This window comes from Anaerorudis cellulosivorans (assembly GCF_025943985.1).
Lineage (GTDB): Bacteria > Bacteroidota > Bacteroidia > Bacteroidales > Dysgonomonadaceae > Anaerorudis > Anaerorudis cellulosivorans.
The window spans coordinates 69,029-94,762 of record NZ_JAPCWE010000005.1 but is presented as its reverse complement, the minus strand read 5'-3'; the positions used below and the strand labels follow the sequence as shown (position 1 = coordinate 94,762).

Sequence of the window (25,734 nt, the reverse complement as noted above, 5' to 3'; positions counted from 1 at the left end):
TATTCTTATTATTAATTTCAAAATGACTAAATAAAATAAAAAACTATTTCATATACGTATTAGGCGGAATACGTATGCAAATAAAAGAAAATAAAATTATATTTCGAGTTTCCCGATGAGTTCGGAAACCGTGTGTAGGTTATGTCTGTTCAAATAGTTTTTGATACCCTCAATAACCTGTATCGAAACCGTGGGGTCAATGAAATTGTATGTGCCTATTTGAACGGCCGTTGCACCGGCCAGCATGAATTCTACGGCGTCTTTCCAGTTTGAAATGCCGCCCATGCCGATAACAGGGATATTAACGGCATGATATACCTGCCATACCATGCGCAGGGCAATAGGTTTGATGCAGGGCCCCGACAATCCGCCGGTTACGGTTGAAAGAAGGGGCTTTCGTGACTCGGCATCGATTGCCATTCCCAAAAACGTATTGACGAGCGAAACGGCATCGGCTCCTTCGGCTTCTGCCGCTCTGGCTATTTCGGTAATATCGGTAACGTTGGGTGATAGTTTCACGATGAGTGTTTTAGGATACACCTTGCGCACCGCTTGGGTTACCCGGGCAGCCGAAGCGGCTGATGTACCAAAAGCCATTCCTCCTTCCTTCACATTCGGACACGAGATATTGAGTTCAATAGCCGGAATCTTTTCGAGATCGATGAGTTTTTCGGCACACGCTGCATAGTCTTCTATCGTCGAACCGGAAACATTGACGATTATAGCAGTGTCATAATGCTTTATTTCGGGATAAATATGTGTCACAAAGTAATCAACCCCTTTGTTTTGTAATCCCACTGCGTTTAACATTCCCGACGCGGTTTCTGCCATACGCGGATAATCGTTGCCTTCGCGCGGTTCTAAGGTAGTTCCTTTAACGAAAATACCGCCCAAACGATCCAAATCCATAAAATCGGCATATTCTCTGCCGTATCCGAATGTTCCCGAAGCAGTTGTGACAGGATTTTTAAGTTCCAGGTTTCCTATGGTTACTTTCAGTCTATCCATGTGAGTTCTTTTATATTAAAAACGGGGCCTTCGGTGCACGTGCAAACATTTCCGTTTTTCGTTTTTTCGGTGCAACACAAACAGGCACCAAACCCGCAAGCCATAAGGTTTTCGAGTGATACTTCGCATGTTATGTTGTTTTCATGAGCATATCGCGCAACCGCCATCATCATGGGCTGCGGTCCGCAAGTGTAAATGAAATCGTATTTCTTTTTTTGCAGCACGGAATGATGCGTTACCAGTCCTTTTTCACCTTTGGTTCCATCTTCAGTAGTGCAATAAACGGTTCCGTATTTTTCGAACTCGTTGATTTGCAAGAGATCATTTTCCGAACGTCCGCCCAACAAAAAATCGGGAGAAAACCCGCTTTCTTTTAATACCCTTCCTAAAAAAAGCATAGGTGCCGTACCTACGCCACCACCAATCAACACCGTTTTTGTTTCCGTATCATCCGGTATGGAAAAGGATTTTCCGAGCGGAAATATCATATTCAGCAAACTGCCTTCTTTCTTTGCACAAATCTTTTGGGTTCCTTCACCGATTTTCTGCACCAGTAACCACATTTCGTTTGCTTTTTCGTCGACGAAATGGATAGAAATGGGTCTTCTCAGAAAGGTGGAAGGCGAGTCTTCCACGCGAATCTGTACAAACTGTCCGGGATACATAGGGGGGAGTTTTTCGCCTGTCGATGGCGAAACCTTGAGCAAATGATTCCGAGAATTCAATTGTTCATTTGAACGAACAAGAAAATCGAGCATTTTTTTCATTTCGAATGCGAAAAGTATAAAATTGGACAAAGGGTGCACGGATGCACTACCATTACCTATAATTTTGGCAAAGGTACGAAAAAGAAAACGTTTAATTTTTCATTTTATCCGGAATAAAGGTCTCATACGTATTATCATCGTAATAAATAATTATTCGGTCGATTTTTTTCTCCGGTCTTAAATGTGCTGTAATTGCTTTATTTACAGTTTGTTGTTCATCGGAAAATGTCGACTTGGCTGCACTCTCCGTGAGTTCTTCGTTCTGTCGTGTATCATGGGTTGCATTTACATCATTCTGACGAAATAAATCGGGTTCTCCGATTGACGACTTTTCATCTTTTCCTTTAATATACATCGAACCTTTGCCGGTTAACAACCATTCGGGATTAATGTAATCCATTTGAGAAAGAATTTTTAAGACGACATCAAGACTCGGATTATTTCTTCCATTGAGGATATGGGAGATAACAGCTCGACTGATTTGCAATTTGTCCGCAAATTTTGCCGGCGTCAGATTTTCGTGTTCCATGATTTGCCTGATTCGATCTTTCATTGCCGTATAATTTAATGATTGTAACCAATGAAATATATACTTGTGAAATACAAATGTAAAAAAGATAATTCACATTTGAAAATAATGCCAATTTATATTTGTAAATAACAAATGGAACTCTAAATATACATTTATATATTATACATATGTATCGATACAGTTGTAATGATACGGACAGGATTAAAACAACGTTTTATATTTTCCCATTATAAAATTGATATTTAATCTAGTAAATAAATGATAGAGCGGGATTTTAACAAGCTCCCCAACTACACGGAAAAGATGCCTTTAAAATACGATGCAATACTTTAGAAATTATATATAAATGCATGATATTATGGTAATAATATAAAATCAAACACATAAAATCAAACAGTTAAAATTGGAAATTTACATAAATATACAACGAAACAATATTAAATTATAAGGATATAATTGTAAACTATTAGTGTATACAATTGGAGTAAATATTATTCTGAATGATACGGATTGTATAATATATGTATATTATTTACATATGTATAAGGAATAAATATATTAAAATATGAAGGATTTGTTATTGCAACGTGTTTTCTTTCTCTTTGCATTATTTGGATCTTATCCGGAAAACAATTTCAATTATTCAATTCTCGGCGACTTATTGTGTTGATACAATCTCGGCAAACAACTTGTGGTAAAGTTATCTGCACAATTGATATACTTTTTGTGGTAAAGCCTGTTTTTCTGAAGTATATAAAGGGATAACGCTGTAGATATTTACTACAGAAAATCAAATGGTGTAGAAAGAAGAAAAAAAGAAAGGGTTAATGCATTATTTTGTAAACCAATTCTTTGAGCAATTCACCCGGCGCAGCCGAAACATTATCGATTCCTTTGGATTTGGCATCGTAAGTCCGTAAAAGAGAAATAATTTCCATGACTTTATTGGCATTATAATATTTCAAAGCAGTCAGGTATGGGCGAACAAAATAGGCCGATCGCAACTCCAGCGCTTTCATGATATGTTGTTCCGATTTGTTGGGAAGCCAATAACACTCGAGCAGATTACCAAAAAAATTAAACAATACCGACAGGGTTACCTGTATAGGATTATTTTTCGGGTTTTTATCGAAATAATTGACAATCCGGTTGGCACTTAACGTATCTTTCTCGGTAATCGCCTTCAACAATTCGAAATTGTTGAAATCTTTACTGATCCCTACATTTTTTTCGACCAGCTCCTCCGTAATCCGTTTTTGTGTTTCCGGGAGGGAGATTTCCAGTTTTTCGAGTTCCCTGATGAGTTTACTCAGATCATTCCCCACAAAATCGGTGAGCATTTGTGCCGATTTTTCATCAATACCAATCCCCCGAACTTGGAAGTACGACTTAATGAAAGCCGGTACTTGATTTTCGTACAGTTTTTTCGATTCAAAAACCACGCCGGCTTTTTCGATATTCTTGACTACCGATTTCCGTTTATCCACCGTACCGTGTTTATAAGCAATTACCAGGATGGTAGAGGGCACGGGTTTTTGAACATAATAATTCAAATCGTCAAAATGATCCAGCTCCTGTGCCTCTTTAACCATCACCAGTTGGTATTCGGCCATCATTGGAAACCGTCTTGCAGACGATATAATGGTATTTACGTCGGAATCCACACCATAAAATAGCATCATGTTGAAATCTTTCTCTGCGTCGGTCAGTACGTTTTCTTCCAGGAGATCGGTCAATGCATCGATAAAATACGTTTCCTCCCCCATGAACAAATAGACAGGTTTGAAATTGCGGTTTACGATATCGTTGCGAAGCGAATCAAATGTCACTGCTTTTGTAGCCATAATAAATTATATCAATCGAAACGAAGATGTTTTACGTTTGCGCCTTCCTGAATCAGCATCGATAGCGATTTAATGCCGATCATCACGTGTTCCTCCACAAATTGTTGTGTAACAATCTTATCCATTTCTTCTGTTTTTACCCCTGAAGAAATCATGGGTTGGTCCGAAACAAGCAATAAAGCACCGGTGGGGATATGATTGGCAAATCCGCAGGTAAAAAGGGTTGCCGTTTCCATATCGACCGCCAACACACGAATACGGCGCAGATAATTTTTGAAATCGTCGTCATACTCCCAAACACGGCGGTTTGTGGTATAGACCGTTCCCGTCCAGTATTCCCGATTAAAATCGCGAATATTGTAAGAAACCGAACGCAATAAACTGAAAGCCGGCAACGAAGGTACTTCGGGCGGAAAGTAGTCGTTGGATGTACCTTCTCCCCGAATAGCAGCAATGGGCAAGATATAATCGCCCAAATCGCTTCGTTTTTTCAATCCTCCGCATTTGCCCAGAAAAAGTGCAGCCCGTGGCGTAATGGCACTCAACAAATCCATGATGGTGGCTGCATTGGCACTTCCCATTCCGAAATTGATAATGGTAATTCCGTTTGCCGACGCATTGGGCATGTTGCTGTCTAGCCCGACAATGGGTACATCAAAATGATCGGCAAATATTTCCACATATTTCTGGAAATTTGCCAATAGGATATATGGGGTAAAATCTTTCAGAGCCCTTTTGGTATAGCGAGGCAGCCAATTTTCAACAATTTCTTGTTTGGTTTTCATAAATACGCTAATTTTGTTTTCTATCGTATCAATTTATGGACAAAGATAATCGCTACATACTAAATTTACCTCCTTTTGATGCGAAAATTTTGGAAACCGACAGCGGACTTGTCATTTTCGACAAGTTGCGGCGTAAATATGTAGCGTTGACACCCGAAGAATGGGTGCGTCAACATTTTGTTCATTATCTCATTGCGAAAAAAGGATATCCCCTTTCGCTGATGGCAAACGAAATCCCTATAACCTTGAACTCCATGACGCGACGCTGTGATACAGTAGTGTATAATAATCGCTTGGAACCGCTGATGATCTTGGAATATAAAAGCCCCCAAATAACCATTACGCGGGATGTTTTTGATCAGATTGCCCGTTACAACAGCGTTTTGCGCGTAAAATACTTGACTGTTTCCAACGGATTGGTACATTACTGTTGTAAAATGGATTATGAAAATCAAACGTTCTGCTATTTGCGGGAAATTCCCGACTATTTCACGATCACCCAAGATCGTCCCCTTCCATCAACGTGAGCTGCACGTAACATTCTTCGCTGCTAAAGATCAATAACTCTCTTCCGGCGAAGGGAAATCGGTAGTTTTAACGTCTTTTATGTAGGACTGAACCGCCTTGGTAATATCATCGAAAAGGTTGGCATACCGACGTAAGAAACGAGGCGAAAAATTTTTATTGATACCCAGCATATCGTGCATCACCAACACCTGACCATCGACATAAGGTCCTGCTCCGATCCCGATAACGGGAATTTCGAGCTCAGAAGCCACGCGTTTTGCCAATTCGGCCGGAATCTTTTCCAGCACCAGCGCAAAACATCCCGCTTCCTGAAGCAGATGCGCGTCGTCAATCAATCGGTTGGCTTCGTCTTCTTCCCGTGCCCGTACGGTATATGTGCCGAATTTGTTGATGGATTGAGGCGTCAGCCCCAGATGGCCCATGATGGGAATTCCCGCACTCAAAATGCGGGTAACCGACTCCAAGACTTCTTTTCCACCCTCCAGCTTCACGGCATCGGCTTGCGTTTCCTTCATGATTTTCACGGCCGAAGCCACAGCTTCGATGGGATTTCCCTGATAGCTGCCAAAAGGCATATCCACTACTACCATAGCCCGTTTTACGGCTTTCATCACCGACTTGCCATGATAAATCATCTGGTCGAGAGTAATCGGCAAGGTAGTGACATTGCCGGCCATCACGTTCGATGCAGAATCGCCCACCAGGATCACATCCATACCGGCCTGATCGATAATACCGGCCATCGAATAATCGTAAGCGGTAAGCATGGCTATTTTTTCACCCCGCTGTTTCATTTCCTGTAAACGATAAGTGGTAACCTTTCTTTTGTCTTCGAATAATTGAGGTATTTCTTCCGCCATGATTTTAATTGTTTAAACGATTTAGACAAGACAAAGGTACGGTTTTTCTTTTTGAAATGCCGATTTGAGACGAAAAGATTTTTGCGACCACTCACGATCCATTTTTTCCTTTGATCTTGTATTTTTGCACAAAACATGGAGATATCAAATCAAAAATTTATACATTTGCCTTTCATTAATTTGGCCTTCTTGCAAGAATCCATGTGGCCATCAATTGATTTTTTTCGAATAAAACAAAACAATACTATTTCATAACCGGATGAATCCTGACTCAAAAATTTCTTTACCCGTTCTCTGTTTAATCATCTTATCGGTTTGCTTCGTTTCTTTTTTTGTTCACAATGACGCCATTCCTGCCGATTTAATGGAATCCCGCAACCTTGTTACGGCACGGGAAATGGTAAACTCGGGCAATTATTTGATTCCCACCATGAATGGGGAGTTGCGTTTGGAAAAACCACCCTTGCCCACGTGGATTGCAGCCGTAATTGAACAGGCATTTCCACATAATCTTGCTGCACAACGTTCGGCAGCCGGTGTTGCGGCAACGATAATGGTGCTTTTCTTGTTCCTGCTGGTTCGCACGATTACCGGTGAAACTTTTCTCGCATTCATGGCAGCACTGGTATTGGCCACCTGCTACAATCCGGTAATGATGGGGCGCAATGCCACGTGGGATATCTATTGCCATGCCTTTATGCTGGGTGCCATCTATTTTATATGGGGAGCTTTCAAGTCGGAAGGCAAACAATGGTTAAGGTTTCTGCTCGCCGGATTTTTCATGGGGCTCTCCTTCCTAAGCAAAGGACCGGTATCTTTTTATGCTTTACTCTTGCCGTTTCTCATCGCTTTTATTATCGTAGAAAAACCATCGCTGAAAGGAAAAACCGCACCTTTTATCGGCATGATCTTGCTTACCCTTATCGTTTCCTTCTGGTGGCCGGCTTATATTGCCGCTTTCCATCCCGAAACCGGCTCGGCTGTAGCAGCTAAAGAATCGGGGGCATGGCTTAGCCACAATGTGAGGCCGCTGTGGTATTATTGGCAATTTCCTGCTGAAGCAGGCATTTGGGCGCTTTTTTGGGTTACTTCCCTCTTTTATTATTTCCATTACTTTCGTAAAGAAATCTCGGAACCTCGCAATATATTCCGCCTGTCCGTAATCTGGACACTCGCGGCTCTGATTTTGCTTTCCTTGATTCCCGAAAAGAAACCCCGATATTTGTTGCCTATGCTTATTCCCGGAGCCATCAATATTGCTTTTTATTTATGGTATTCCATGAAAAATGTTAATGGTATGAGCAAAGGGGAAAAAATTGTATTGCGGATAAACGGAACGCTAATTGCCGTCATATCGCTGATCATGCCCATCGGAATATACTTTCTTGCAAAAGATGGCCATATAGATTTGTTTTTCCATCTCATCCTTCCATCATTTGTATTTTGGGCAATCGCAATCTATTTATTCATTGGATTATACGGAAAAAAAGGTATATTCCCGAACAGGATATTTTTGGGTACCGTTTTAATAATGATGAGTTTCATCCTGTTTTATTACCAACCGGTCACCCGATTGTTTGTCAATGAAAACAGGCACAGCATCAGTGCGTTGAGAGACGACCCCAAGGTGCAAGGACTCCCATTCCGTTATCCGGAAGAAGAGGGAACCATCCGAATGGAATTGGTATATGAGGCAGGAAGGAGTATCACCCCTATCGATCTCAAAAACGATTCTGCGGTATATGCTGCATTGCCTTTTGTTCTTGTCAGCGAAAAACCGGCACCGGATTTACTTGAAAATTTGGAGGTAACTGCAGAATATTTGGGAACCTTCGACAACAACTGGCAAAAACCGGACAGTCATCGATACAACAAAAGCCTCACAAAAGAGGTTTATCTTGTAAAAAAGAAATAACTTGAATTGTTTGTTCCTAAGCCGATATCGTTAAGATAGTCGGCAATTAAAAGCCCACCACAACGTATGCCCGGCAAACTTTTTCTTAATCGATGCGATCAAAGCCGGTATAAGGTACCAATACGCCGGGGATGAGGATACCGTGGGGCGTTTGGTTGTTCTCGAGCAAGGCCGCTACAATACGGGGTAAGGCCAAAGCACTGCCGTTGAGGGTGTGGCAAAGGTGGATTTTGCGGTTAGCATCGCGGTAGCGGCATTTCAGTCGGTTGGCCTGATAACTTTCAAAATTCGACACCGAACTTACTTCCAACCACCGTTTCTGTGCAGCAGAAAATACTTCGAAATCGAACGTCAGAGCCGACGTAAAACTCATATCGCCACCACAAAGACGAAGAATGCGCCACGGTAATTCCAAGGCATCGACCAATGTTTGTACGTGGTCCACCATCTGTCGCAGACGTGCATAGGAATTTTCGGGCTTTTCAATGCAGACAATTTCCACTTTATCGAACTGATGCAGGCGGTTGAGTCCGCGTACATCCTTTCCGTACGAACCTGCTTCGCGACGGAAACAAGCCGAATATGCCGTATTTTTTATGGGTAGGTCTTTTTCGTCGAGAATTACATCGCGATATATATTGGTGACAGGCACTTCGGCAGTAGGAATCAAATAGAGATCATCGATTTCCACATGATACATCTGTCCTTCCTTATCGGGCAGTTGTCCTGTTCCAAATCCCGATGCAGCGTTAACCATATAGGGTGGCTGCACTTCTTCAAAGCCGGCTTCGCGAGCCTTGTCTAAAAAGAAATTGATGAGTGCACGTTGCAGCTGTGCTCCCTTCCCTTTGTATACCGGAAAGCCGGCACCGGTGATTTTAACGCCCAATTCAAAATCGATAATATCATATTTTCCGGCCAACTCCCAATGAGGAAGAGCATCGGCAGGGAGTTCCGGCATTTTTCCTCCGGTTTTTTCAACCACATTATCTTCTGCCGATTTTCCTTCGGGAACCGAATCATGGGGAAGATTGGGAAGAAGTACCAGGAGATTTTGTATTTTTTCTTCGGTTTCTTTCAGGGTATCGTCATAACTACGGGATGTTTCTTTCAGTTTGCTTACTTTATCTCGAATTTGCGAAGCTTCTTCTTTTTTCCCTTCTTTGAGCAACTTCCCGATTGAGCGGGAAAGGGAATTGATTTCGGCCAATGTACTGTCGAGAACAGCCTGAGTGCTTCTTCGCTCATTATCCAATTCGATGATTTGATCAACAAGCGCTTTGGCATCGAAATTTTTTTTCGCAAGTTTACGAATTACCTCTTCCGGATTTTCGTTTATTGTCTTTAGTGTAAGCATAAAAAAGCAATTTCAACTATTTGTCGTTTTCTAACATGCAAAGGTAAGAAAAAACTTTGCACGAAAAACAGTTGAAATCACCTTTATTGTTTTCTGCCGATTCTGCCGGTCAGAAAAGTTGTAAATGGGCAAAATCTTTTAATTCGCGCTCTTTCTTTTTTCGAATACGGTAACTGCGAAGCATCAAATATGCAAATCCCGTTAATGTTGCTATCGCAAAAATGTCGCGTAAATCACTTGCTTTCATATTTCAGTGGCTTATTTAAATATACTCCTTTATAGTTATAATGTAAAAATCGGGAAAAAGTTGCACGAAAACACGAAAAAATTTTCACAGAAAAATGAAAAGTCACCTCACTAATCCTTAATGAATTCTACAACCATAACATTTTCAGTAAATTCGGTAACTTTAAATCGCTCATCGGAGCGCTCTCCCACAATCCACACCATGTTTTCACCCGAAGTAAGCACCCAGGCATTTTCTTTATCGACAAGACTGAATTTTCGATCGGTAAAAAAATCGCTCAGCTTCTTCCTCCCCTTCATACCAAAGGGGACAAACCAATCGCCCGACTGCCATTTGCGAAGGGTTAATGGAAAGGAGAGTTTATCGGCATCGGCATACAAAAAACGGGCATCTTTGTTAATAACTATATCCCCCGATAAAAAATTGATTTTTAAACGAATGGGATCGGTAATCTCTTGTGAAACTTTATCGATCAAGTATTCTTCCTGTTGAGGCTTTTTATCTGTATTTTTGTCCAAAATAAGCTTGTTTCTATCCTTGATCAACCGATAATCATTCGAATAAAACACGTTACCCGGTATACTGTCCAAACGTCGACAAATATCTTCGATTACCGAAGCATTGAAACCCAAAGGCGAAAGTATTTCGAACAACATAGCGGCAGGCGAGAGGGTCGCTTTGAGTTTGTCGATATCGATACGGTTATCGACAAAAATCGCTTTTTTTTGAGTCTCCACATAAAAATCGTAGATTTTTTTTGCTTCACCAACATGTTGTGCCGTGCGATAAATGGCATTTTTAACCGACGGATTGATTTTTTCAAGCAGAGGCATGACGTTCAACCGCAGGAAATTTCGCACGAAAACATCGTCGCTGTTGCTGCTGTCGAAAATAAACGGCAATTTTCGCTCTTCAACATAAACTTCAATTTCGTCGCGCGAAACACCCAGCAAAGGTCGTACGATAAAGTTGTTTTTGGGTGGGATGCCGGTAAGCCCCCTTATGCCTGTTCCACGAATAAGATTCAGCAACACTGTTTCCACCAAATCATCGCGGTGATGTGCTACCGCAACAGCCTGGGCATGATGTTCTTTGCGTATGTCTTCAAACCAGGTATATCGCAATTCGCGTGCTGCCATTTCAATGGAAATTTTATGCGTGGTTGCGTACCGACGGGTATCGAAATCCACCGAAACCAGTTCTACTCCGACATGTTCACACCACCGCTTCACAAATGCGGCATCGCGTTCGGATTCTTCTCCGCGAAGATGAAAATTGCAATGTGCTGCCACGCAGCTGTATCCCAACGACAAAAGTACATCGAGCAAGGTAACGGAATCCATCCCCCCGCTAAATCCAACAATTACGCGATCTTCTGGAGCCAACAATCGATTTTCTTGAATATAACTGCGAACTTTTTCGATCATCCCTATTTATTCGGTGTTTTGCTCCCACAAAAGTACGAATTTAGAACCGATACTCAACCCCATGTTTGCAAATCTTTTACCGAAAATATTGGCTAATCGCCCAGGAAAATGTATTTTTGTAAAAAATAAAGATTACGCTGTAGAATTTTATACACGATGATAGAAAAAATAAAATCACTCCTTGCCGAAATTGAGAATTTATCGGCATCCACTTTAGACGAATTAGAAGCACTCCGTATTAAATATCTAAGCAAAAAGGGATTGATTCCTTCCCTGATGGATGAATTTCGCCACATTCCGGCCGATCAGAAAAGGGAAGTAGGCATGTTGCTTAATGAATTGAAACAAAAAACACAAGATAAAATTCAATCCCTTAAAAAACAATTTGAAGACAGGGAAACGGCTTATTCCGATCTCGACTTATCGCGAACGGCCTATCCTATACCTTTAGGTACGCGTCATCCCCTATCTATCGTGAAAGAAGAGATATGCGACATATTCAAAAGATTGGGCTTTTCCATTGCCGAAGGTCCCGAAATTGAAGACGACTGGCATGTGTTTACTTCGTTGAATTTTCCCGAAGATCATCCGGCGCGCGATATGCAGGACACCTTCTTTATCCGGAATAATCCCGACATCCTGCTCCGTACCCATACCTCATCGGTACAGACACGGGTAATGGAAAAAACACAACCTCCCATTCGCATTATTTGCCCGGGAAGAGTGTATCGAAACGAAGCCATTTCGTATCGTACCCATTGTTTTTTCCACCAGGTAGAAGCCCTGTATATCGATAAGGACGTGTCGTTTGCCGACCTCAAACAAGCGCTGCTCTTCTTTGCTAAAGAAATGTTTGGCACCGGAACCGACATTCGCTTGCGTCCCTCCTATTTCCCGTTTACCGAACCCAGTGCCGAAATGGATATATCGTGCAATTTGTGTGGAGGAAAAGGCTGTCCTTTCTGCAAATATACCGGATGGGTAGAGATTTTGGGCTGCGGCATGGTCGATCCCAATGTGCTCGACAACTGCGGCATCGACAGCAAAATATACTCGGGATACGCTTTGGGAATGGGAATCGAGCGTATCACCAACCTGAAATATCAGATAAAAGATCTGCGGATGTTTTCCGAAAACGATGTGCGGTTTTTGGAACAGTTCCAATCGGCATATTGATAGCGATGTACCAAGGCCGCTTCATCCTCGCTCCTAAGCAGGGAACAAAACATCCCATTCAACCCATCGATAGAAAAATAGTTTAACGTATTTATAGGATTCGAATGAAGATTATTGAGCGGACTTGGAGCGAGGATGGTGCAGCCTTGGTACGGACTTGGTGCGGAGATGACCTGCATAAATTGCCGGGATCGTAAAAGGATATTCACAAAGAGGTGAATTTGATATAGATTTGATGTAATGGTAATATATAAAACTACAGCAAGATGAGAAGAAGATATGCGCTTTTATTTTTCTTCACCGTTTTTTTGTTTTCCGACGTTTTTTCGCAGAAAACCATTCGTATCGATGCCGTTAAGGCCAACGATTACGGTGTGGTTTATTCCCTGCCGAAAACCACATTTGTCATTACTTTTAAAACAAAAAAGACGACCTATCGACGCGGAGAATTTTATCAGTATGCACGACGATATTTGGGTATCGAGAATCCGATAAACGAAAACAGAACCGTCTATTCGTTGGAAAATGTAGCTGTTGCCAATAAAGGTATTCCCGATAAAACCCATTCGTTTATGGTAGAATTCCGTCCCAATACAATCGAACCTTTTGTGTATTTGACGGAAGAGGGTTTGATTTGCTCGATAAATGCCATGCCTGAAACGAAACCTGCCGTGCCGGCGGAACAAGCTCCAAAAGCCAACCAACAACCGGTTGATGCTCGTCGGTTTTTTTCGGAGGAAACACTTATGGCCGGTTCAACCGCCAAACAAGCCGAGCTGATTGCAAAACAGATTCTCGAATTGCGTCGCAGCCGTAACGACATTCTCATCGGGGAAGCCGAAAACATGCCACCCGACGGAGAAGCCTACAAAGTGGTAATGGATCAGCTGAATCTGCAGGAAAAAGTACTCACCGAACTGTTTACGGGTACCGTTGAAACCGAAACGTTTACTTCGGATATAACCTTTGTTCCCGATGATATGAATATCGAAAGAAAGGTAATTGCCCGTTTTTCGACAAAGTTAGGACTTGTGGATGCCGACAATTTGGCGGGAGCGCCGATTTACTTGTCGTTGACGAACAAAACGCCTAAACCCGAAATGCGGCTTTCAGAAAAGGAATTGCAGCAACTGGAAAAAAAATTGACAGAAGGGTTGGTGTATAATATTCCTTCCAAAGCCGATCTGAAAATGGAATACAACAACCAAATCATAAAAGAAACGGAGGTCGATGTCGTTCAATTTGGGTCGAAAGAAGTGCTGACCAAAAAAATGTTCGACAGTTGTAAAAAGCCCATTCAAATCATTTTTTATCCTGAACTTGGAGCAATAAAGCAAATTATACAATAAAAAATCTTAAAATGAACAAAAACCATATCGTGGCTGCATCGCTTGCCATTTTTATTACAACTATGTTTTTTTCTTGTAAAAATATCCGACAAAAATCCGAAACCGCTCTTACCTTTGATACGATTGTAGTAGCAAAGCAAATTCCTTTGGTGCAAGAAAATGATACTACCGTACCTTATGCCGATGTCGATATCAAATTTATTTACCCCGTTAAATTCAGAACGGCTGAGGATTTGGCACGATTGCAACAAATTTTTGTTGGTACGTTTTTCAACGATACACAATACGATTCGTTGAGTCCGCAGCAAGCAGTAGACAAATATTTGGAAAGCTACATTGCCGGTTATCGGGCATTGTCTAACGATTATTATTCCGACAAAAATCGGTTGCCGGAGGGCAAAACACCGGTATGGTATTATTACCAGCTGAAAATTTCCAACAAAATCATGTTTCAAAACGATTCATTGTTGAGTTATGCCGTGGAATATAGCGATTATACGGGAGGGGCACACGGTTCATACCGAATAGTGTATTACAATATCGATCTCAATGACCTGGTAACCATTTCGGAGGAAGATCTTTTTACTCCCGATTATTATAAACCGCTTACCGATATTATTTTGCGCTCGTTGATGGAGAAATATCAGGTGACTTCTCCCGATTCGCTTCTTGCCAAAGGTTTTTTCAATATTGAAGACATTGCTCCGAACAATAATTTTTGGATGGACGATTACGGTTTGCACTATACGTATAACCAATACGAAATAGCACCCTACTCCATGGGTACGATTGATGTTACGATTCCTTATGAAGAGCTGACTTCGATCCTGAAACCGGACAATATAATCGAACGCTTCTTTCCCAAAAAAGAAGAATAGAATGGGTACTCGGCCTTTTAAACGAAATCGCATTTTTAGATGGAGGTATATAAATCACGCATCGTTCGGAGAGTTGTAGCGGATAGGCAAAACGTTTCATTTTTAGATGCAAGTAAACAAAATGTACTTTTTGTTTGTTTTGCGTAAACGTTTAAGAATAAATGAGTCCACTTGAATAAGTCTTATTTATCAAAAATGAGCAAAAAATATACTTGAAAATCAGAATTTTAAAAAATTATTTTTCAGTATTTTGGACTTTTAAAAGCAGACTCACAAATAAACACGGGGAAAACCCGTTTTAAATTACATTTCGATGGAAGAAACGAATCAAGATCAGCTCTTGAACAAGTTGGCCAAGAGCGATTACAAATACGGATTTACGACAGATATACCCACCGAATTCATCGAGAAAGGATTGAATGAACAGGTAGTAAGGTTGATTTCTGAAAAAAAGAATGAACCCGATTGGTTGCTCGATTTTCGGTTGAAAGCTTATCGTCACTGGTTGACGATGGAAACACCCACCTGGGCACACCTGAATATTCCGCCTATCGATTTTCAAGATATCATTTACTACGCTGCACCCGAAAAGAAAAAAAGTCCGCAGAGTATGGATGAAGTCGACCCCGAATTGATAAAGACCTTCGAACGGTTAGGAATTCCACTCGAGGAACAAAAGCAACTGGCGGGAGTGGCTGTCGATGCTGTTATGGATAGTGTATCCGTAAAAACCACCTTTAAAGAAATATTGGCCGAAAAGGGAATTATCTTCTGCTCATTTAGTGAAGCGGTGCTCCATCATCCCGATTTGGTGAAGAAATATCTCGGTACGGTCGTTCCCTATAAAGACAATTTTTATGCCGCCCTTAACTCGGCAGTATTCAGCGACGGTTCATTTGTATATATTCCGGCGGGAGTTCGTTGCCCGATGGAATTGTCCACCTATTTCCGCATCAATGCCTCCAAAACCGGCCAGTTTGAGCGCACGCTGATCATAGCCGACGACGGTGCGTACGTAAGTTATCTGGAAGGGTGTACGGCTCCTATGCGGGATGAAAATCAGCTCCATGCCGCGGTTGTGGAAATTATTGCCTTAGAGAATGCCGAAGTAAAATATTCGACGGTTCAAAATTGGTATCCGGGCGATAAAGAGGGCAAAGGCGGAGTCTATAATTTTGTTACTAAACGCGGACTTTGTAAGGGAAACAATTCCAAAATATCGTGGACGCAGGTAGAAACAGGTTCGGCCATCACGTGGAAATACCCTTCGTGCATTCTGGCCGGTGACAATTCGGTAGGCGAATTTTACTCGGTGGCCGTAACCAATAATTTTCAGCAAGCCGACACCGGCACTAAAATGATTCATCTGGGGAAAAATACTCGCAGTCGCATTGTAAGTAAAGGGATATCGGGCGGATACAGTCAGAACAGCTATCGCGGTTTGGTGAAAATTACGAAGAAGGCAAAAAATGCCCGCAATCACTCCCAATGCGACAGCTTGTTGCTAACCGATCATTGTGGAGCGCATACTTTTCCGTATACCGACATTCAAAATCCCACGGCTATTTTGGAACACGAGGCAACTACATCGAAAATCAGCGAAGATCAGATATTCTATTGCAATCAGCGGGGGTTGAGCGAAGAAGAAGCCATCGGACTCATCGTGAACGGATATGTGAAGGAAGTGGTGAACAAACTCCCCATGGAATTTGCCGTTGAAGCACAAAAACTGCTGCAAATCAGCTTGGAAGGAAGTGTTGGATAAGGAATTTCAATAACAGGTTTTTACTGTAAAATACGAATTTCGATAACGTATGATCTCAAAAAAAGATATTCAAACCGAAGTGGATGCCGGTTACCTCTACGGAGAAATTGCCGCAAGGGAAGAAGACCCGGAGATGAAAAGAATATTTGAAGAGTTGCGCGACATCGAAAAAGGTCATGCATTGGCTTTCATCAAGGAAAGCCAGCTTAATCTCGCCGAATTACCCAAGCCTTCTCTGCGGGCACGAATATTAAATTTGATTGGAAAAATATTCGGCAACGATTATGTACTTGGTGTATTGCTGGACACCGAAAAAGGGATTTCGTCGGCGCTTGTCAAAGCAAGAAAAGAAAAACAATCCACTCCTTCTCTTACCGATTATGCCCATGTTTTTATTCTTCAAAACGTTCTCAACCGTAAATATCCACTTTCCGGCAACAACATTGCCCGATTGGAAAAACGTCATCATACCATTGGAGGAAATTCTTTACGCGCTTCCGTGTTGGGCGGGAATGACGGACTGGTGTCGAATTTTAGTTTGGTGATGGGCTTTGCAGGAGCAGCAAGCAGCCAGCAATCGATTTTGCTTGCAGGGATTTCGGGATTGCTTGCCGGCGCCTTATCCATGGCACTGGGCGAATGGATATCGGTAAAGAGTTCGCAGGAATTATATGAAAACCAAATCAATATTGAAAAAGAGGAACTCGAGCTCGCACCGGAAGGAGAAGAAAAAGAATTGGTTCTCATTTATCAATCAAAAGGGTTGTCTCACGACCAGGCAGAGAAACTTGCTCGGGAAATTATTTCAGACAAAGATCATGCTCATGCCGTACTAGTGAAAGAAGAATTGGGTATTAACCCCGATGAGCTTAAAGGATCTCCCATGCAGGCCGCAATAAGTTCATTTATCTTGTTTTCCATCGGTGCCATTATTCCGGTAATCCCGTTCTTTTTCACTTCCGGCATGCCGGCCGTCCTTCTCAGCGCAATTTTCAGTGGATTCGGTTTGTTCTTCATCGGCTCTGCCATAACGCTTTTCACCGGTAAAAGCGTGTGGTATTCGGGATTCCGTCAACTCCTTGTCGGCATGGCCGCAGCTGCCGTTACTTTCGGCATCGGAGCATTAATCGGGTCATGAAAATGTTGAACATTCCACAGGCTTCAACACAGGCTGCTTATGATGCCGCTTTGGAGAGATACAACCATCCCTTTGGACGAAAGTTCTGTTTATCAAACACGCCTGTTGAGATCATACATAGCGAAACACTAACAGCAAAATAAATTCCCGGTTGTCCTCTTCCATATTTCTGCTTGAAATAATCAAAAAACGGTTAAAGTTCGTATCTTTGCAGCCGAAAGCTTTTCAACACAGTATTCAATCATGGCAAAAGAATTTAAACGCACACTGATTACATCGGCACTACCCTACGCAAATGGTCCCGTACATATCGGACATCTTGCCGGAGTTTATGTGCCTGCCGATATTTATGCCCGCTATCTCCGAATGAAAGGCGAAGAAGCCATTTTTATCGGAGGTTCGGACGAACATGGCATTCCTATTACGGTAAAAGCCCGCAACGAAGGTGTTTCGCCTCAGGATATTGTGGACAAATATCATTACTTGATAAAAGATTCCTTCGAAAAATTCGGTATTTCGTTTGACATTTATTCGCGCACCACATCGGAAATTCACCATAAAACGGCATCGGATTTCTTTTTGAAGTTATACGAAAAAGGAGAATTTATCGAAATGGAAACCGAGCAGTATTATGATGAAGAAGCGCAGCAATTTCTTGCCGACCGCTATATCACCGGCACGTGCCCTGTCTGCGGTAACGAAAATGCCTATGGCGACCAGTGCGAAGCATGCGGAACGTCGCTCAGTCCTACCGAGCTTATCCGCCCCAAATCGATGTTGAGCGGAAGCGTTCCGGTCATGCGCAAAACCAAACACTGGTATCTGCCTTTGAACAAACACGAAGAATGGCTCAGGAAATGGATCCTCGAAGCACATAAGGAATGGCGGCCCAATGTGTATGGACAATGCAAATCGTGGCTCGATTTGGGGCTTCAACCCCGTGCCGTCAGTCGCGACTTGGATTGGGGAATACCCGTACCCCTGGAAGGTGCGGAAGGCAAGGTGCTGTATGTGTGGTTTGATGCCCCGATCGGATATATCTCGAATACAAAAGAATTATGTCTGAATAATCCCGAAAAATACGGCGATTGGGAAAAATGGTGGAAAGATCCCGAAACCCGTCTTATCCATTTCATCGGGAAAGACAACATCGTATTTCACTGCATCATTTTTCCCGTGATGCTTAAAGCCGAAGGTTCATTTATCCTGCCGGATAACGTGCCGGCCAACGAATTTTTGAATCTTGAAGGAGAAAAAATATCGACCTCACGCAATTGGGCGGTTTGGCTGCACGAATATCTTGAGGACTTTCCCGGAAAACAAGATGTGTTGCGTTATGTTTTGACGGCCATTGCACCCGAAACGAAGGATAACGATTTCACGTGGAAGGACTTTCAGGCTCGCAACAATAATGAATTGGTAGGCGTTCTCGGAAACTTTATCAACCGTGTGTTGGTGCTTACCCAAAAACATTTCGACAATAAAGTTCCGTCTCCCGGCGCGTTTACCGATTACGACAAAAAAACGTTGGAAGAATTGGGCAATTTAAGAAAAGCAGTAGAAAAGAATCTCGATAATTTCCGTTTTCGCGAAGCGCAACAGGAAGCCATGAATTTTGCCCATCTCGGCAATAAATACTTGGCGGAAACCGAACCCTGGAAAACCATTAAGAGCGATAGGGAACGTACGGCCACCATTCTTTATACGGCATTGCAGATGGTTGCGAATTTGAGCATTGTTTTTGAACCCTTTTTGCCTTTTTCGGCAGAAAAAATACGCCAATTCCTCCAAATCGACACCTTGTCTTGGGATCGTTTGGGAGACACGGATATTTTGCCGGTCAGTCATGAACTGGGAAAATCGGAATTGCTTTTCGAAAAAATTGAAGACGAAATTATTGAAAGACAGATACAACGATTGCGGGACACGAAAAAAGCCAACGAAACAAAAACCTATAAGCCGGCACCCGTTAAAGAAAATGTCCCATTTGACGTGTTCGAAAAAATCGATATCCGGGTAGGAACAGTGCTGGAATGCGAAAAAGTGCCCAAGTCGGACAAACTTCTTCGTTTCCTGCTGGATGACGGACAGGGAAAACGCACCATTCTCTCGGGCGTTGCTCCATGGTATCCCCATCCCGAAGAATTGGTGGGCAAACAAGTGTGTTTTATCGCCAATTTGGAACCCAAAAAAATGCGCGGCCTCCTTTCGGAAGGCATGATTCTTTCGGCAGAAAATGCCGATGGTTCTTTTACGCTGATTGAGCCCTCGAAAAATGTAGTGCCCGGAAGCCGGGTATTCTGATAACACAGGAGTGGAGAATCCTGAAACATAACCTAATCTTGCAGGTAGATTATTCGTTTACGCTGCAATAAATACAGAAACCGAATGAGAAATTTTACCGTTTTCAAAAAATTTTTGCCCGATTTGATTGCTATCGCGGTATTCGTTGTTATATCCTTTGCCTATTTCTCGCCGGCTGTTTTTGAAGGGAGAGTTATTGCCCAACACGATTCGTTGGCTGCAATTGGCCAAGGGAAAGAACATCGCGATTACATGGAACGCCATAATGGCGAACGCACCCGATGGATCAATTCCATGTTTTCGGGTATGCCCACTTACCAAATGTCGCCAACCTACAATTCCACAAAACCTCAAGACAACGCAAAGAAAGTCTATTCTTTGTTCTTGCCCGATTATGTATATCTGCTGTTTATCATGCTCTTGGGATTCTATATACTCATGCGGGCTTTTGATGCTTCGCCGCTGATCAGTGCATTGGGTGCCATTCTTTGGGCTTTCTCTTCCTATTTTCTGATTATCATTGCCGCAGGACATATCTGGAAATTTGTTACACTGGCCTATATTCCGCCCACTATTGCGGGATTGGTATATGCTTATCGAAAAAAATACTTGTTGGGAGCCTTGCTCATCATGGTATTTGTTGCTTTTCAAATCTCGTCCAACCACATTCAGATGAGCTATTATTTTTTGTTTGTGATGTTTTTTATGGTTCTTGCTTTTTTTGCAGATGCCCTGAAGAATAAAACATTACCCGATTTTTTTAAAGCTACCGGAGTAATTCTCATTGCGGCTTTGATCGGCGTATTGGCCAATACGTCGAACTTGTATCATACCTACGAATATTCCAAAGAAACGATGCGGGGAAAATCGGAACTATCGCTTCATGGTGAAGCCAACAAAACCGATAACGGATTGGAACGCGATTATATAACCCAATGGAGTTACGGTATTGGCGAAACGTGGACTTTACTCATTCCCAATGCCAAAGGCGGAGCTTCGGTTCCTCTTTCGGAAAACCCGAAGGCCATGAGCAAGGCAAAACCCGAATACCGTCAGCTGTATAGCCAAATCGGTCAGTATTGGGGAGAACAACCGGGGACATCCGGTCCTGTGTATGTCGGGGCTTTTGTGTTGACGCTGTTTATCCTGGGACTTTTTATCGTAAAAGGTCCCATGAAATGGGCACTTCTTGCCGGTACCCTTTTTTCAATCTTGCTCTCGTGGGGTAAAAATTTCATGGGATTGACCAACTTTTTTATCGACAACATTCCTTTATACAATAAATTTCGTACGGTTTCGTCAATTCTTGTCATAGCCGAATTTTGTATCCCGCTACTTGCCGCTCTAACGATAAAAGAGCTGATTAAGAAGCCTGAAACATTGAAAAACAACCTAAAATACCTCTATATCAGTCTCGGCCTCACCGGAGGTATTGCGGTGTTGTTTGCCCTTGCGCCGAAACTCTTTTTCCCTTCATTTATTTCGAGCAGCGAAATGCAAGCACTGCAAACGCTTCCTGCAGAACATATCCGCCCCATTATCGAAAACCTGACCGACATGCGGATAGCCATGTTTACTGCCGATGCATGGCGAAGTGTTGCCATTATCGTAATTGGCACTCTCCTGCTCTATACAATGGCAAATCGTAAATTAAAAGCTCAAACTGCCGTAGGCGCTATTCTTGTTCTCTGCCTTATCGATCTGTGGACGGTTGACAAACGTTATCTGAACGATAGTCATTTTATCCCAAAGACCAATGTGGAACAAGCTTTCGTTAAAACGCCCACCGATGAATATATCCTTCGCGATACCACTAAATACTATCGGGTACTCAACTTGGCTACCAGTACTTTCAATGATGGTATAACCCCTTATTGGCATAAATGTATCGGCGGATATCATCCGGCAAAATTGCGCAGGTATCAGGATCTGATTGATGTGCATCTCTTTAAGGAAATGATGGCATTGCAAAACGATATTATTCGTACACAAGGCCGATTGGATTCGGTGAATACCGAAGGATTCAAGGTCTTGAATATGCTGAACACCAAATGGATTATCATGCCGGCTGAAGGAGGTGGTACATTACCGATAGCCAATCCTTATTATCAGGGAAATGCATGGTTTGTGGATACGATTATGTTTGTAAACAATGCGGATGAAGAAATAGATGCATTAGGGAAAATCGATTTACATAACCGGGCTGTAGCCGATAAACAGTTTGCATCGCTTCTCGACGGATTTTCCGTTACACCTAAAGATTCAGCCTCTTCCATTTGGTTGGAGTCTTACGATTCCAATTTTCTCGATTATCGGGTAGATGCAAAAAAAGACGAGTTAGCCGTTTTCTCGGAAATCTATTATCCCAAAGGGTGGCAAATCACCATTGACGAAAAGCCGGCAACCATGTTGCGGGCAAATTATACGTTGCGTGCTCTGCCTATTCCGGAAGGGAAACACGAAATCGTATTTAAATTCGATCCGCCGAGCATCAAAATTACCGACGCCATTGCTTATATAGCTCTTGCCCTGATGCTGTTGACGGCCATCGTAACGGTGTGGAAAGAAATCAAAGCGGGTTTACGTTCTTAAAAATCGAATATTGAACATTTAAACATTGTCGTAGAAGATAAAAGATAAGGTTCAAAACCGATAGAATTGCGTAAACCATTCGTAAAATTTACGGATGCCGATTTCGATTGGTGTAGAAGGTTTGTAGCCGAAATCTTTTTCAAGAAGGGAGGTGTCGGCATAAGTGCTGATAACATCTCCCGGCTGCATATCCATCAGTTCTTTTATGGCTTTTTTACCCGTGATATTTTCGATGGTTGCAATAAAATCCATAAGTTTTACGGGTGACGAGCAGCCCATATTGTATATGGCATACGGTATTTCGTTTTTGGGAGGTGAAGGAATAATTTTTAAAAGTCCTTCCACAATATCGTCGATATAAGTAAAATCGCGATCCATATTGCCGTGATTGAAAACTTTGATTGGTTTTCCCGCCAAAATGGCCGACATAAACAGTGAAGGTGCCATATCCGGACGTCCCCAAGGTCCGTAAACCGTAAAAAAACGAATTCCCGTAGTCGGAATGCCATAGAGTTTGCTGTAAGTAAAAGCCATTAGTTCGTTCGCTTTTTTTGTTGCTGCATATAAACTTACCGGCGAATCCGTCCGATCCGATTCCTTATAAGGGGTCTTCGTATTTGCACCATATACGCTGCTGGAACCGGCAAAAACCAAATGTTCGACTTTATACCGCCGACATGCTTCTAACAAATTGACAAATCCCACAATATTGGAATCGATATATGCATAAGGATTTTCCAATGAATACCTTACGCCGGCCTGTGCCGCAAGATGAACAACATGCGTAAAATTTTCGCGTTCGAAAAGAGCACGGAGATCGTCTTTGTTTGTAACATCCAATTGCATGAAACGATAAGACGGAAACTTTTTGCTTTGAATGCATTCGTTAGGCTTTATTTCCTTCTTCCCTATTCCGGCTTCTTGAAGACGGGCATATTTCAGTTCCACGTCATAGTAGGAATTGATGTTGTCTATACCGACTATTTCGTATTCTTGATCCGTCAAACGACAAACGGTATGATATCCGATAAATCCGGCAGCACCGGTAACCAATATTTTCATCATCATGCTGTTTTTAAAAAACCACAACGGCGTAATTTCCAATTGCATAATGTTCCTTTCGTTCGATAATAGAACGAAGCTTTTCGTCTTTTTTTATTTCTTTTGTGGGAAGCAAAACTATGCCCGTGGTTGTGATAGATTTTATAAGATCTTCTTTCCCAATTATTTTTATATCTTTTCCCAAATACACATCCATATTTTCGGCACGATGTATATTATAGACATAATAATCTGTTATCTTTTTTTCTTGTGCCAATATTTTCGCTTTTTTGCATAATTCACCCCATCCCAAATACTTGTTTAACTCAGGCATTGACCACCCGGCCACAAATACCGATAATAAAAAACCGACGGCCAACGTATAAATAGCACGATAGATTTTTTTCTTATGATATAATAAATAGAGAACCATTAATCCGCTGATGGTTAATATTCCTCCTGCAATAATAATCGGCACTAAACCCAGAAAAGCCGTTTCTTCCATGCGTTTCAAATAAAAAATTACCGGTAGAACGCTTATAAAAAGTGCAGCCGGAAAAGCAATCGCAATTTTTATCCAACGAGATTGATTATCGAATGTGTTTAGCAGTAATACTGAAAGATAAACGGAGAAGGGAATGATGGGAAGCAAATAAACCGCTAATTTGGAACTGATGATGGATAACATGATGAAAGTTGAAAGAATAATAATTGCAAAAAATTGTTCGAGATCTGTATTGATTTTCTTTTTCAACAATCCGGCAATGATGAGTCCCACAACCAACAATGACCACGGAGCCAGAGAATACCACATGGCAATTAGATAAAAATAAAAGGGTTCTTTATGATGAAATGCATTGATGCCTCTGCCCACCGTTTGATGAATAACCAGATTGTCAAGATATTCCTTCCCTCCTTCCATATAAACACCGGTAAACCAAACCATACATCCTGTTAAAATAATCAACAGGCTTTTCCATCCCCAATATCGTTTAACAGTGTGCAATTTCCTTTTATACAGCAAAAAGAGGATCGTTGAAATCAATGGGACTAACAGTCCGATCGGGCCCTTCGAAAAAAGGGCCAAAAAAACGTACAACGGAAAAAGATATTCATCCCTTTTTCGGTTTTCACCGTTATACATTCTGTAAAAAGTATAAAGAGATAAGGTGATGAACATACACATCAACATATCCATGCGAACAAATATGGTAAGACCTGCAAATAAACCGCATGTCATCAATATCAGCAAGGCAGTTTGTTCATTCGCTTTGTTTTCTTTCTGTATCCACCGCGTCATCGTTATCAAAATTACGAGAGCCGGAACAAACGACAACAGTGACAGGAACCACATATGATGACCACCCAGCAATACCTTGCCTATCATCATCAGCCAAAAATACAATGGGGGTTTCTCTGCATAAATCACCCCCTGATTGGAAAAAGTAAATATAGTGCCATTACGCAACGCTTCATCCACAATACTCAAATAGCGCAACTCGTTGTCCGGTGTGAAATCACGCCCTATCATAATAGGTAACAACGCGATAAACCAAAACAGATAGAGGTATTTAGTTTTCATTCAATGCTGTTTTTTTGTGTTTATTTCCAATCATGATATTTCGGATATAGGCAACGAAGCCGAAAGATTGCCCAAGTATTAACACGGGATCGAGACGAAAAATGGCATAGATGATGATAATAGATGAACCTATCAGACTCCAAACCCAAAAACCAAGAGGGAGAACAGAACAGTGATGAAGTACGCCATAAATCCATTGATAAACGAATCGTAGAGAAAAAATCATCTGCCCGATCGAACCAAAGATCAACAGCCACATGGGAACATCTTTATTATGAAAAAAAGTAACGTTAAACGCCGATAAATCACGAAGCATATATGCTGCAGCAGCTACAGGGGTCAACAATAAAATCACTTTAACTATATTGGCAATTTTTATCCATAGTCCCTGCATATTCAGGTTCCATAAATAAACGTAGTACGACAAAAATTGCCCGAGGATAATGGCAAAATCGTTCCTAAGTACGCCATAAATAAAAAGCAGATATGATCCCAAAATACTTAATACCCAAAAAGCCGGAGGAGAAAGCACCTTTTTGGCCTTTTCGGTAACGATCCATTGATAAAGGACACGGGCAGAAAAAAAAAGTTGCGCCAATAATCCGATTCCAAAAACCCAAATCTGAGTCTGTTGCATAA

General features: G+C 41.9%; 21 protein-coding genes. 9 read left to right on the top strand and 12 right to left on the bottom strand.

Features of this window, described 5'->3' with window-relative positions:
- Positions 1–96 precede the first annotated feature (96 nt).
- The 5 genes from OLM34_RS04030 to OLM34_RS04010 all read right to left on the bottom strand — a co-directional run bounded on the left by OLM34_RS04030 (position 97) and on the right by OLM34_RS04010 (position 4,936).
- Positions 97–1,008 carry a dihydroorotate dehydrogenase gene (locus OLM34_RS04030; protein WP_264405409.1) on the bottom strand — a complete coding sequence of 304 codons (912 nt, stop codon included), beginning with the start codon at positions 1,006–1,008 and terminating at the stop codon, positions 97–99.
- The gene (locus OLM34_RS04025; RefSeq protein ID WP_264405408.1) at positions 996–1,775 is read right to left on the bottom strand and encodes a dihydroorotate dehydrogenase electron transfer subunit; all 780 of its coding nucleotides are present in this window, start codon (positions 1,773–1,775) and stop codon (positions 996–998) included. The genes OLM34_RS04030 and OLM34_RS04025 overlap by 13 nt, the downstream gene beginning before the upstream one ends.
- A gap of 91 nt (positions 1,776–1,866) precedes the next feature.
- Entirely contained in the window at positions 1,867–2,328 is a 462-nt protein-coding gene (locus tag OLM34_RS04020; RefSeq protein WP_264405407.1) for a helix-turn-helix domain-containing protein, read from the bottom strand.
- 803 nt (positions 2,329–3,131) lie between these two features.
- Entirely contained in the window at positions 3,132–4,151 is a 1,020-nt protein-coding gene (holA, locus tag OLM34_RS04015; RefSeq protein ID WP_264405406.1) for a DNA polymerase III subunit delta, read from the bottom strand.
- An 11-nt stretch (positions 4,152–4,162) separates the two neighbouring features.
- The gene (locus OLM34_RS04010; protein WP_264405405.1) at positions 4,163–4,936 is read right to left on the bottom strand and encodes an AMP nucleosidase; all 774 of its coding nucleotides are present in this window, start codon (positions 4,934–4,936) and stop codon (positions 4,163–4,165) included.
- A 35-nt stretch (positions 4,937–4,971) separates the two neighbouring features.
- Here OLM34_RS04010 and OLM34_RS04005 point away from each other — a divergent pair, with 35 nt between their 5' ends.
- Positions 4,972–5,463 (top strand): type I restriction enzyme HsdR N-terminal domain-containing protein, encoded by a 492-nt coding sequence (locus tag OLM34_RS04005; protein WP_264405404.1) that lies wholly within the window; start codon positions 4,972–4,974, stop codon positions 5,461–5,463.
- Positions 5,464–5,493: 30 nt separating this feature from the next.
- On the opposite strand, the gene panB is transcribed toward OLM34_RS04005, so the two are convergent.
- Positions 5,494–6,324, bottom strand: a complete 831-nt coding sequence (gene panB / locus OLM34_RS04000; protein ID WP_264405403.1) for a 3-methyl-2-oxobutanoate hydroxymethyltransferase — start codon at positions 6,322–6,324, stop codon at positions 5,494–5,496.
- A 259-nt stretch (positions 6,325–6,583) separates the two neighbouring features.
- Here panB and OLM34_RS03995 point away from each other — a divergent pair, with 259 nt between their 5' ends.
- On the top strand, positions 6,584–8,239 hold the full coding sequence (locus OLM34_RS03995; RefSeq protein ID WP_264405402.1) for an ArnT family glycosyltransferase: 1,656 nt from the start codon (positions 6,584–6,586) through the stop codon (positions 8,237–8,239).
- Between the two features lie 85 nt (positions 8,240–8,324).
- Here OLM34_RS03995 and serS read toward each other — a convergent pair whose 3' ends face one another.
- The 3 genes from serS to tilS all read right to left on the bottom strand — a co-directional run bounded on the left by serS (position 8,325) and on the right by tilS (position 11,270).
- Positions 8,325–9,596: a serine--tRNA ligase gene (gene serS, locus OLM34_RS03990; protein ID WP_264405401.1), complete on the bottom strand. Its 1,272-nt coding sequence runs from the start codon at positions 9,594–9,596 to the stop codon at positions 8,325–8,327.
- 109 nt (positions 9,597–9,705) lie between these two features.
- Complete coding sequence (locus OLM34_RS03985; protein ID WP_264405400.1) at positions 9,706–9,843, bottom strand: hypothetical protein; 138 nt, start codon at positions 9,841–9,843, stop codon at positions 9,706–9,708.
- Positions 9,844–9,953: 110 nt separating this feature from the next.
- Complete coding sequence (tilS, locus tag OLM34_RS03980; RefSeq protein WP_264405399.1) at positions 9,954–11,270, bottom strand: tRNA lysidine(34) synthetase TilS; 1,317 nt, start codon at positions 11,268–11,270, stop codon at positions 9,954–9,956.
- Positions 11,271–11,426: 156 nt separating this feature from the next.
- Here tilS and pheS point away from each other — a divergent pair, with 156 nt between their 5' ends.
- The 7 genes from pheS (at position 11,427) to OLM34_RS03945 (ending at position 22,472) form a co-directional block, all read left to right on the top strand.
- Positions 11,427–12,446, top strand: a complete 1,020-nt coding sequence (gene pheS, locus OLM34_RS03975) for a phenylalanine--tRNA ligase subunit alpha (protein WP_264405398.1) — start codon at positions 11,427–11,429, stop codon at positions 12,444–12,446.
- 266 nt (positions 12,447–12,712) lie between these two features.
- The gene (locus OLM34_RS03970; protein ID WP_264405397.1) at positions 12,713–13,795 is read left to right on the top strand and encodes a DUF4831 family protein; all 1,083 of its coding nucleotides are present in this window, start codon (positions 12,713–12,715) and stop codon (positions 13,793–13,795) included.
- Between the two features lie 11 nt (positions 13,796–13,806).
- A complete protein-coding gene (locus OLM34_RS03965) occupies positions 13,807–14,673 on the top strand; it encodes a DUF3298 and DUF4163 domain-containing protein (RefSeq protein WP_264405396.1) in 867 nt (288 codons plus the stop codon).
- A 313-nt stretch (positions 14,674–14,986) separates the two neighbouring features.
- Positions 14,987–16,438: a Fe-S cluster assembly protein SufB gene (gene sufB, locus OLM34_RS03960; RefSeq protein WP_264405395.1), complete on the top strand. Its 1,452-nt coding sequence runs from the start codon at positions 14,987–14,989 to the stop codon at positions 16,436–16,438.
- A 49-nt stretch (positions 16,439–16,487) separates the two neighbouring features.
- On the top strand, positions 16,488–17,576 hold the full coding sequence (locus OLM34_RS03955) for a VIT1/CCC1 transporter family protein (protein WP_264405394.1): 1,089 nt from the start codon (positions 16,488–16,490) through the stop codon (positions 17,574–17,576).
- A gap of 243 nt (positions 17,577–17,819) precedes the next feature.
- Positions 17,820–19,880: a methionine--tRNA ligase gene (metG, locus tag OLM34_RS03950; protein WP_264405393.1), complete on the top strand. Its 2,061-nt coding sequence runs from the start codon at positions 17,820–17,822 to the stop codon at positions 19,878–19,880.
- 84 nt (positions 19,881–19,964) lie between these two features.
- Positions 19,965–22,472 (top strand): YfhO family protein, encoded by a 2,508-nt coding sequence (locus tag OLM34_RS03945; RefSeq protein WP_264405392.1) that lies wholly within the window; start codon positions 19,965–19,967, stop codon positions 22,470–22,472.
- A gap of 51 nt (positions 22,473–22,523) precedes the next feature.
- Here the strand turns inward: OLM34_RS03945 and OLM34_RS03940 are convergent, their stop codons facing one another.
- From OLM34_RS03940 to OLM34_RS03930, 3 genes are read right to left on the bottom strand one after another with little or no spacing between them, the layout of a single operon-like run.
- Positions 22,524–23,534, bottom strand: a complete 1,011-nt coding sequence (locus OLM34_RS03940; protein ID WP_320051504.1) for an NAD-dependent epimerase/dehydratase family protein — start codon at positions 23,532–23,534, stop codon at positions 22,524–22,526.
- Between the two features lie 13 nt (positions 23,535–23,547).
- The gene (locus tag OLM34_RS03935; protein WP_264405391.1) at positions 23,548–25,095 is read right to left on the bottom strand and encodes an ArnT family glycosyltransferase; all 1,548 of its coding nucleotides are present in this window, start codon (positions 25,093–25,095) and stop codon (positions 23,548–23,550) included.
- Positions 25,085–25,732 (bottom strand): lipid-A-disaccharide synthase N-terminal domain-containing protein, encoded by a 648-nt coding sequence (locus tag OLM34_RS03930; protein WP_264405390.1) that lies wholly within the window; start codon positions 25,730–25,732, stop codon positions 25,085–25,087. The genes OLM34_RS03935 and OLM34_RS03930 overlap by 11 nt, the downstream gene beginning before the upstream one ends.
- Positions 25,733–25,734: the final 2 nt, after the last annotated feature.

Bases quoted from the DNA above. Each gene is read 5' to 3' on its own strand.
- OLM34_RS04030 (WP_264405409.1), bottom strand. From the start codon at position 1,008: ATGGATAGACTGAAAGTAACCATAGGAAACCTGGAACTTAAAAATCCT.
- OLM34_RS04025 (WP_264405408.1), bottom strand. From the start codon at position 1,775: ATGAAAAAAATGCTCGATTTTCTTGTTCGTTCAAATGAACAATTGAAT.
- OLM34_RS04020 (WP_264405407.1), bottom strand. From the start codon at position 2,328: ATGAAAGATCGAATCAGGCAAATCATGGAACACGAAAATCTGACGCCG.
- holA (WP_264405406.1), bottom strand. From the start codon at position 4,151: ATGGCTACAAAAGCAGTGACATTTGATTCGCTTCGCAACGATATCGTA.
- OLM34_RS04010 (WP_264405405.1), bottom strand. From the start codon at position 4,936: ATGAAAACCAAACAAGAAATTGTTGAAAATTGGCTGCCTCGCTATACC.
- OLM34_RS04005 (WP_264405404.1), top strand. From the start codon at position 4,972: ATGGACAAAGATAATCGCTACATACTAAATTTACCTCCTTTTGATGCG.
- panB (WP_264405403.1), bottom strand. From the start codon at position 6,324: ATGGCGGAAGAAATACCTCAATTATTCGAAGACAAAAGAAAGGTTACC.
- OLM34_RS03995 (WP_264405402.1), top strand. From the start codon at position 6,584: ATGAATCCTGACTCAAAAATTTCTTTACCCGTTCTCTGTTTAATCATC.
- serS (WP_264405401.1), bottom strand. From the start codon at position 9,596: ATGCTTACACTAAAGACAATAAACGAAAATCCGGAAGAGGTAATTCGT.
- OLM34_RS03985 (WP_264405400.1), bottom strand. From the start codon at position 9,843: ATGAAAGCAAGTGATTTACGCGACATTTTTGCGATAGCAACATTAACG.
- tilS (WP_264405399.1), bottom strand. From the start codon at position 11,270: ATGATCGAAAAAGTTCGCAGTTATATTCAAGAAAATCGATTGTTGGCT.
- pheS (WP_264405398.1), top strand. From the start codon at position 11,427: ATGATAGAAAAAATAAAATCACTCCTTGCCGAAATTGAGAATTTATCG.
- OLM34_RS03970 (WP_264405397.1), top strand. From the start codon at position 12,713: ATGAGAAGAAGATATGCGCTTTTATTTTTCTTCACCGTTTTTTTGTTT.
- OLM34_RS03965 (WP_264405396.1), top strand. From the start codon at position 13,807: ATGAACAAAAACCATATCGTGGCTGCATCGCTTGCCATTTTTATTACA.
- sufB (WP_264405395.1), top strand. From the start codon at position 14,987: ATGGAAGAAACGAATCAAGATCAGCTCTTGAACAAGTTGGCCAAGAGC.
- OLM34_RS03955 (WP_264405394.1), top strand. From the start codon at position 16,488: ATGATCTCAAAAAAAGATATTCAAACCGAAGTGGATGCCGGTTACCTC.
- metG (WP_264405393.1), top strand. From the start codon at position 17,820: ATGGCAAAAGAATTTAAACGCACACTGATTACATCGGCACTACCCTAC.
- OLM34_RS03945 (WP_264405392.1), top strand. From the start codon at position 19,965: ATGAGAAATTTTACCGTTTTCAAAAAATTTTTGCCCGATTTGATTGCT.
- OLM34_RS03940 (WP_320051504.1), bottom strand. From the start codon at position 23,534: ATGAAAATATTGGTTACCGGTGCTGCCGGATTTATCGGATATCATACC.
- OLM34_RS03935 (WP_264405391.1), bottom strand. From the start codon at position 25,095: ATGAAAACTAAATACCTCTATCTGTTTTGGTTTATCGCGTTGTTACCT.
- OLM34_RS03930 (WP_264405390.1), bottom strand. From the start codon at position 25,732: ATGCAACAGACTCAGATTTGGGTTTTTGGAATCGGATTATTGGCGCAA.